This window comes from Kitasatospora sp. NPDC054939 (assembly GCF_053610105.1).
This window is the reverse complement of the sequence record NZ_JBSGXP010000229.1, coordinates 1-8,573: the sequence shown is the minus strand read 5'-3', so window position 1 is coordinate 8,573 and position 8,573 is coordinate 1. Positions and strand designations below refer to the sequence as shown.

Here is an 8,573-nt window from a genome sequence, read left to right as displayed (position 1 = left end):
CATCCGGATGGCCCCGATCGGTCCGACCGACCCGGGATCGCCGCAATCAACGTCTTCGCCGGTGGGCGACGTCTCCGCCTCGACGGCAGTCCGGGCGTCCACAGCGATCCCCTGCGGACCGCCGTCTGCCGCGTGCCGAACAGCACGGGCGGGGCGGGCCCGTTCGGAACCCGCCCCGCCCCGCAGGTCACCCGTGCCGCGCGGCCCTGCGGCGGCGCAGGAGTACCAGCGCACCCGTGCCGACGCCCAGCATGGCGGCACCGACACCGGCGATCACCACCTCGTTGTCACCCCCACCGGTCTGGGCCAGGCTCCGCTCCATGGCGTCCGCCGTGCTGTTCGCCTTGGCGACGGCCACCGGCTGGATCTTCAACGGCGCACTGGTCGGAGGGTCCATCGGAAACGGCAGCGGCAGCTGCCCGCCGTCCTCGGTGGCGGCGGTCGACGGCTCCTCCGACGCCGTGGGGTGGTTGCCGACAGGTGTCGGCACGGTGGGGACGGGTGCGGCGGTACGTGTCGGGGTGGGCGTGCGGGTGGCGGTCGGCGTGGGGGTGGCCGCGCGCGTGGGGGTGGCGGTGGGAGTCGGAGTGGCCGCGCGCGTGGGGGTGACCGTGGGCGTGGGGGTGACCGTGGCAGTGGCCGTGCGCGTGGGCGTGGCGGTCGGCATGGGCGTCGGCGAAGCCGTGCGGGTCGGGGTCGGAGTCGGGGTCGGCGTGGCGACCGGGCCGGGAGGGGCCGGCTTCTTGATCTTGAACCCGGCGCAGCCCACCGCACACGCGCAGCCGAAGCTGCCCTGGTCCACCGGCAGACCGGTCCGGTCGTCGAGCCGGGAAGCGAAGGTCACCGGTGCGACGCCGGCCTTGCCGAGCGGTGCCCCGGCCGCGAACGAGGCACGGACCTTGAGGACGAGCGTCCGGCCCTTCCGCACCGCCAGGAGCGCGTCGTCCGAGACCTCGTCGCCTTCCTTCGCCCCGAGCACCACCAGGACGCTGCCGTCCGTCCCCTCGCCTCCCGGGGCGAGCGAGCCGGGGAGCCAGCCGCCCCCGGGAAGCCGGTACTCCACCTTGAGGTCGGATGCTCGCAGGTCACCGGCCTGGTTCTTGAACTTCAGCAGGGCGAAGGCCACGAAGTCGTGCGCCGTCGGGTTGGTGACGGTGTAACTGAACTCCCCGGACGCTCCGCCCACCTCGAACTCCCTCGGGACCCCGGTCACCGACGGCTCCAGTCCTCTCTGCAGGGAGCCGTCGAGGTTCGGGACCGGGGCCGAGGAGCCCGCCGGTACGGCATCGGCGGCGCCTGCCGTACCGACCGGGAGGGTCGACAGAACGAGTGCGGTGGCACCCGCGAGAAGGAGATTGCGGGGGGTGGACACGTGGTCACCTTCCGGCGTAGGAGAGTTCGGGCACCATCGCGGCGCCTGCCGGTTACTGAGCGCTGGTGGGCCCGCAGGTCCCGCGGGTATGCAGGTTCGTTACAACGGCGGCAACGGTCGTTCCCGGATCCGCGTCGCGCCCGGACTCACGGCTGGTGCGCGCGGGCCGAATTGACGGTTGGCAGAGTCGACGCAAACCCTTGACCCAAATTTCGTATATCAGATATGTTCCGGGCACTTGAAGCCGCGGAGGGATGCCCTCGTCCTGCCCGACGCTCCCCATGGCGAAGCAAGTCCGAGCAGCAGAGGCCCTTTTCGGCGCTCGCAGACCGCTCCAGCCCGAAATGCCGACGCCACCCTCCGGTCCCCACCCCCCACCTCCCATGGAGGCAGACCATGTCCAAACCCGAGCCGCACGGCATCAGCCGCCGCTCCATCCTGCGCGGCGCGGCCGTCGCCGGCGCCGGAGCCGCGATCTCCCCGCTGCTCAACCTCTCCACCGCCACGGCCGCCACCGCCGGCACCTACTCTTCGGCCACCGCTACGGTCCGGCCACCGACAACCAGGACATCCCCACGCTCCCCGGGCCCGTCCTCACCCTCACCGTCCCACCGCGGTCGATCGAGTTCTGGGTCCGCACCCCCTGACCGGCCGCATTCGACGGAAGGGATGTGGGTGATCACCACCTCATCGAACAGCCGGCCCGTCGTTCACCACGGAACCGGCCCCACCCGACAGGCGATCGCCCGCGTCCCCATGTGGGTGAACACAACCGCAGGTGAGGGGGGTGCAGCCGGCCCGGAGAGGGAACAGAGCGTGAGAGGACAGACGACCTGATCACGGTTGTGCAACGCACCGGGCGCTGACACCGGCTCGTCGCTCCTTCTCGGGCAAGCGGTTCGCACCCGCGAGCAGCGCGGTGCGTCCGCCCGCCCCGTCCCGGCGTGGTGGAACCGGATCGCCGTCCGCGTGGGGCCCGGGTTCCGTCCGAACCTCACCGGAACGACGAGCCGGCAGTCCAGTCGTCGGCTCCACGGACCGTCCACCGTCCCGAAGGAACAGCATGCCGCTCCGCCCGAGTCCGACGACCGCCCGCACCGTACGGCGCATGGCCGGCGCCGCGTCCGCCGCGCTCCTCGCCGTCAGCGCGACCACGGCTCCCGCCGCCGCGGACGACTCCAGGTCCTACGACTTCGAGGGCATCGCGGCCAAGGAGTGGCCGTTCAGGGCCATCAACGGCTACGGTGCCGTGAACACCGCCCCCGCGCCCGGGAAGGGCGGCACCGCGGCGAGGTTCAACGTGCCCGACGACGGGCGTTCGTTCCGCTCCGAACTCGCCCTCAAGGGCCTGAGCGCGGGAACCCACCGCTTCAGCTTCTCCAACTACCTTCCGGGCGACTGGAAGCAGGCCGACGACGACATCATCGTCGCCCAGTGGTTCAGTACCCAGCCGGACAGCGAGGGCGTCAAGCCGGTCGTCTCGCTCGCGGTGCACGGCGGCACCTGGCGGCTCAAGGTCCACTGGCTCAAGAACCTCGCGACCTTCGAGGAGTACGAGTCCCTGATCCCACTCGGCGCCGTGCAGTTGGGGCACTGGAACCGCTGGGCGCTGGACATCACCTGGTCCACCCCGTCCTCGCCCGGTTCGATCACCGTGATCCGCGACGGCGTCCAGGTCGGCTCCCACCGCGGCGACAACAACTACCACCGCGGTGAGCCGCCCCACTTCAGGACCGGTGTCTACCGCCCGGCCTGGCGCCCGGAGAAGCCCAAGCACCCGACCGGCGGACCGGACATCGTGCTGTTCGTCGACGACATCGCCATCACCCCGGGGTCGGCGGCCGCACCGGCGGGGCCGACGCCGACACCCGGTACCGCACGCACGAGCGCCACCGCCTCCACATCCACCACATCCGGGCCCGCCGCAGCCACACCCACCGCGTCCGCGCCCGCCACAGCCACCACCACCACCTCCGCGTCCACGTCCACGTCCGCAGTGGCCTCGGCGAGCCCCTCGGCCTCGGGCACGGCAGCGACGACCCCCGGCGTGCCGTCGAACGCGTCCGACGCGACCGGTCCCGCAGCCACCTCCGACCTGCCCGCCACCGGTGCGGGGATGGACATCGCGCTCGTCGGAGGAACGGTGGCCATCGTCGTCGGCACGTTCCTGCTCCGCCGCCGCAGAACCGGTCGGCACAGGTGAGGAGTTGCCGCCGGGACGATGCCCGCGGGTATCGTCCCGGCGGCGCCGCCGTCATCGCGCCAGGCGGTTGTACCAGCGGCGGAAGATCTCTTCCGGATCGTCCGAGTAGGCCCAGGGCACCCGGGTCGGACGGTTGCCGAGCAGGGTGAAGACGTGCCGGGCCTCGTCGGTCATGCCGGCCATCACCAGGCCGTGCACGAGGTGGTTGAGGTCCGCCACGTCCTGGGCGAGCTCGAAGGCGCGGTGCCGGATCCAGCGCTCGCAGGTCCGGTCGAGATCCCGGACGGCGACCTCGCTCTTCCAGTGCTGGGACAGCGTCAGGGGCGTGAGCGCGCGGTTCTGGGCGAGGCTGCGGAAGTGCTCGGCACGGGCGACCTGGGTGAGCACCAGGAGGGGGGAGCCGGGCGGCGCGAAGGAGGCCGCGTCCCGGGCGAAGTCGTACATCCTGCTGTGCGACCCGTGCCAGCGGGCGGAGAGGTGACGCAGCACCTGGTGGTGGCCCTCCCGGTTGTCACGGTCCCTGGCCCGCAGTTCGCGCCACCACAGCCCGCTCTGCGGGTGACCGCCCGCGTACAGCCGGGCCAGGGTCACCAGCGAGACCCAGGGCACCGGGTCCTCCGGGCTGGCGTCGGCGGCCAGCAGGCAGGTCCGCACGGCGCGGTCGAGCTGCCTGCGGTCGGTCGCGTCCACCGCGGGCAGCGGCGGGCCGCCCGCGGCGACGGCGTTGAACAGGCGCATCACGTCGGTTTCGGCCCGCAACACCGTGGCGTCGCGGTTGCCGGGTTCGGCGGCCTGCCAGGTCTCGACGGTCCGGGTGCCCGCGGCCGCGTCGGCCAGCAGGCGCATCCGGTGGGTTCGGCGGTCCCAGTCCCGTCCGGTGGCGCGCAGCAGGTCGCGCGCGCCCTGCCAGCGACCCACGAGGACGTCCTGGCATGCCTCGGCGAGCGGTCGGTCGCCGAAGGTCGGGTCGAATCCGGGCGACGGGGGACGGCTGCGCGCTCTGGCCATGGGCTCGCTCACTTCCTGGGGACGACGGGGGTTCGGGCGGTGTGCTGCCCCGGTCGGGCGGCCTGCCGGCGGGTTCACAGATCGGTGGACAGGCCGCCTCGGCCGCCGCCTGCCGCGCTCAACTCGCTCTGTCCGTACCGGGCTTCGACGTCGTCGGCGTCGGCCGCGTCGAGCCGGGACGGCCGGTAGTAGGAGCTGCCCCGGGCCCAGTACGTGCCGGCCACCGCTCAGGGTTCGCGCATAGGCGAGGGTGGCCGCGTGGTGCCGGTTGTACAGAGCCTCCACAGCCTCACGGTCGCCCGGCGCGCAGCCGTGCCGTCAGAGTCCGGTCGTCGTCCGGGTCCACGCGCGCCGGAACGTCCGGGTCCTCCGGCCGGTGGGCGGTCGACGAGGCGACGGACGGCTCAGGTACGTCATCGCCCGGGGAGGATTGCTGAGACATACAGGGTCCTTGCTGAATTCGGTCATGGGGCAGTTGCGGCGGTGGCCCGATCGCAGCGGCCGGGAGTTCCGGGCCTGGGCGGGCACGGCTCGCGTGGGCCACTGCCTGGCGCGACCGCCGTCGTGCGACGGCCCGGTGAGGGACCGGCGGTGCGGTGCATCCCCGTTCCGGCTCACCTGCTGCTTGATCAAGCAGAGTCACGAGTCCGGCGATCAGCCCGCCGCGTTATGCGATCGTTACGCCCGGGGGATCGCTCCCACCTGCGCCACTCAACGGGCCGCGACCACATCCCTGACCCGCCCTCCGACGGACAGTGGCGGCCGCCACATCTCGACGACCCGCCCACCCGCCTCCCGCAGCCTCCGGACGGTCGCCGCAGCCACCGCGTCGTCCAGGGAGAACACGAACGGACCGGGGACGAACACGGTGTCGCACGCGCCCTCCTCGACCGCGCTGATCAGATCGGCGAGCGCCGCCAGCGGCTCTGTCGACCGTCGACCGTCATCGGCGAACAGCATCGCCTCACCCAGCCCGGCTTCGACGGAGCGGCGTTCGAGGATGTGGCGGCAATGGAGTATCCAGACCGCGTCACGCGGATAGCATCGCAGATAGATAGCAGTCGGACCGCTCCCGGCGGACCGTATTCTCCTCGAACAGGACCCGATGACCTCGGGAATGATTCCTGCTCCAAGGAGAACCCACCCGCGCACGCCCGGTCCAGCACCGGGGCCACTAAAATTCCACACAGGCCCACCGAATGGTAGGTACCCACCACCGCAGTCGTGGGTAGGAGGGACCTCCGGCCGTGCGAGGCCGGGGCGGCGCCGGTCTGCGGGGGAGCCCGCCCGCGAGGTCCGGGCCCGCCGACCACGGACCATCGCTCCTGCTCACGGCCGTCCGGTCGGATCGACGCTCCGCCGTCACAGGTGGGCACAGGCCCGCACCTCCGGCCGGGCCGTCGGAACGGCGAACCCCGGCCACTCCCCGCCGCGCCGCAGTCCACCGCCGGCCGCCCAGGTGTCCGGAGTCGGACGCGGTGCATTTCGGGTCCGCCCGCTGATGAAATACCATCGGCCCGCCGAACCGGGCGGAATACAACCTTTCCGAACTCCGCGAATTACCGGCCGACATCCGGCGCACCCATGCGAAGGGATTCCCCGCACACGGCCCCGGCCTGCCGACTCGCGCATTCTCTCGCACATTCGGCACGCAAGGTGCGGCCCCGCTCCGAACGGCGGAAGCACCACGGATACCGACCACCCGGCTCTGCCCGGTGCATCGGACTCCCCGGTCGAGGGTCGTCGCGATCCCTACCGCCCGCCCGGCCTCCGGGTAACGATCCTGCAACGCAGCGGGCTGCGGGCCCCGGACCTGACTCCACCTCTGCGAGTGTCCCCCTGATCCGAGGAGTGTGCCGTGCCTGCCCGCCGTGTCGTCCGTGTCGGAGATGCCGGGACGCGCCACCCTGCGGTGATCGGAACCGTGTCGACGACCCCTGGCCACCCCGTGACGGCGTTCGACGCGCTGCCGCCGGCCCGAGCCGGCCGCCTCGGAGCACGGCCGCGCCGTCATCGGCGCCTACGGCCCGTCCGGACGCGACCGCTCGGCCCCTGGTCCCGGGGACCCCCGCGGCGCATCGCAGCTCCGGCCACCGCAACAATCCCCTGATCCGACCGCCCCGCGCGCTCGACCGAACACCCGCACCCCACAAGGACCACCGTGCCCCGACCGCCACAGCAGGCCGCCGACGCTCCCGACCCCACCCTCGGCCAGGGGGCGGACGAAGGACTCCGGCCCTCCCCCGCCGGCTCCGACTGCGATTCCGACGCTGCACTGATCGCCCGCCTGCGGGCCGGGGACGCCGACGTGGTGGGGACGCTGTACGAGCGCCACCACCGTGCCGCCCTCGGCTACGCGCGCTCGCTCGGCGGCATGGACCACCGCGCTGAGGACCTCGCGAGCGAGGCCTTCGTCCGAACCCTGGCAGCCGTGCGGGCGGGCAACGGGCCGACCGACTACTGGCGCCCCTACCTCCTCACGGTCGTCCGCAACACCGCGGCGGCCTGGGCCGCGAACGAGCGGCGTTCGTTCCCGACCGACGACGTCGAGGACTGGACGGACGAGGCCGACCACGCCTTCTCCCCCGACCAGATCGTCGCCGCGTCCGCCGAGTACACCTTGGTCGTCAGGGCGTACCGCTCCCTCCCGGAGCGGTGGCAGTCGGTGCTGTGGCACTCGGTGGTCGAACGCCGCCCGACGGAGGAAGTCGCCCACCTGCTCGGCCTCTCGACGAGCGGGGTCTCGTCGCTCGCCGCACGAGCCCGGGAAGGCCTGCGCACCGCCTACCTGGCGGCGCACCTGTCCGGGGTGCAGTCGGCCGAGTGCCAGGCGTACGCGGGCCGGCTCACCGCACAGGCCCGGGGAACGGCGCAGCGGAGGTCCAAGGCGCTGTCCCGGCACCTCGACGAATGCCCGGACTGCCGCCGCTGCGACGAGGAACTACGGGACGTCAACCGGCGGTTGCGCCTCGCCGTGGTGGCGTTCGTCGGACCGTGGCCCGGCGACGGGACGTCCGCGTCCGCCTTCACTGCGCACGTCGGGTCCGGCCCCCTCACCACCACCCCGCCGCCGCACGCACCGCCCCCGTCCGGTCCGCCCGCAGGGCTCTCGAAGGCGGCGACGGGCGTCCTCACGGCCGGCACCGCCCTGGTCGCGGCGGTCGCGGTGACCTCGTTCCTCATGTCACCGCCTCCGAAGCAGCCCGGGAAGCCGCAGCCGCCCGGGCCGGTCTCCACCCCGGCGGACGGTGCTCCGGACCGTCCGACCACCGCCGTCCCGACCCTGCCGACGGCCCCGTCACCGACACCGAACCCGACAACGGCGACGGGCATACCGGGTGCTCCCGAGGCGTCCATCAGGAGCACGCCTCCGGGCCCGACCCGGCCCGCTTCTCAACCCACCACGGTTGCTCCCTCGCCCCGGAAGGCCACCGGCCCGAGCGGAGGGCTGTCCGCCGGCGTCCAGTCCGCCTCCACGCCGGCAGCCGCGCTTCCCGGGGACCGGCGCGTCCGGCTGCGCCTCGTCGGATCCGGGAACTGCGGCGAGATCGAGGACCGCGAGTCGACGGCCGGCACCCCCTACTTCGTCCCGTGCACGGCGTCGGACGACCAGTCATGGATCGTGCGCACCGACCGTTCCGGCGGCGTCCGGCTCATCAACGCCGCGAACAGCGGCTGCCTGGAGTCGGCCGGGACCGCCGGGGCCGTCGTCACGCAGCAGGCCTGCGGCGAGACCACCGGTCAGTCGTGGCAGGTCGTCGACCTCGCCGACGGCGGGAGCACGCTTCGCCATCGCGCCTCCGGGCTGATCCTCGCCTCCCAGGGCACCGGACAGGTGAACGACATCCTGCAACTGCGTCCCGCCGCCTGCGCGGCGGACCCGGTGTGCCGGCCGGCCGTCGCCTTCCGGCTGTGAACACCGGGGTGGGCCCTCCCCGGACCTGAGGGCCACGGCGCCCGGAGGGAAGAGACGGGTGTGCGCCGCGGTCC

At 73.1% G+C, this 8,573-nt stretch carries 6 protein-coding genes; 2 read left to right on the top strand and 4 right to left on the bottom strand.

The annotated features are described in order from the left end of the window. Positions 1-187 precede the first annotated feature (187 nt). Positions 188-1,372, bottom strand: a complete 1,185-nt coding sequence (locus ACWGB8_RS36810; protein WP_452218016.1) for an LPXTG cell wall anchor domain-containing protein — start codon at positions 1,370-1,372, stop codon at positions 188-190. A gap of 1,108 nt (positions 1,373-2,480) precedes the next feature. Between ACWGB8_RS36810 and ACWGB8_RS36805 the strand changes: the two genes are divergently transcribed. After that, positions 2,481-3,575, top strand: coding sequence for a polysaccharide lyase (locus ACWGB8_RS36805; protein WP_452218015.1), 1,095 nt, complete (start codon positions 2,481-2,483; stop codon positions 3,573-3,575). Positions 3,576-3,626: 51 nt separating this feature from the next. Here ACWGB8_RS36805 and ACWGB8_RS36800 read toward each other — a convergent pair whose 3' ends face one another. The 3 genes from ACWGB8_RS36800 to ACWGB8_RS36790 form a co-directional block, all read right to left on the bottom strand. Next, on the bottom strand, positions 3,627-4,583 hold the full coding sequence (locus ACWGB8_RS36800; protein WP_452218014.1) for a hypothetical protein: 957 nt from the start codon (positions 4,581-4,583) through the stop codon (positions 3,627-3,629). Positions 4,584-4,657: 74 nt separating this feature from the next. Then, positions 4,658-4,807, bottom strand: coding sequence for a hypothetical protein (locus ACWGB8_RS36795; RefSeq protein ID WP_452218013.1), 150 nt, complete (start codon positions 4,805-4,807; stop codon positions 4,658-4,660). Between the two features lie 487 nt (positions 4,808-5,294). Continuing rightward, positions 5,295-5,543 (bottom strand): hypothetical protein, encoded by a 249-nt coding sequence (locus tag ACWGB8_RS36790; RefSeq protein WP_452218012.1) that lies wholly within the window; start codon positions 5,541-5,543, stop codon positions 5,295-5,297. A 1,201-nt stretch (positions 5,544-6,744) separates the two neighbouring features. Here ACWGB8_RS36790 and ACWGB8_RS36785 point away from each other — a divergent pair. Then, on the top strand, positions 6,745-8,499 hold the full coding sequence (locus ACWGB8_RS36785; RefSeq protein WP_452218011.1) for a sigma-70 family RNA polymerase sigma factor: 1,755 nt from the start codon (positions 6,745-6,747) through the stop codon (positions 8,497-8,499). Positions 8,500-8,573 lie beyond the last annotated feature (74 nt).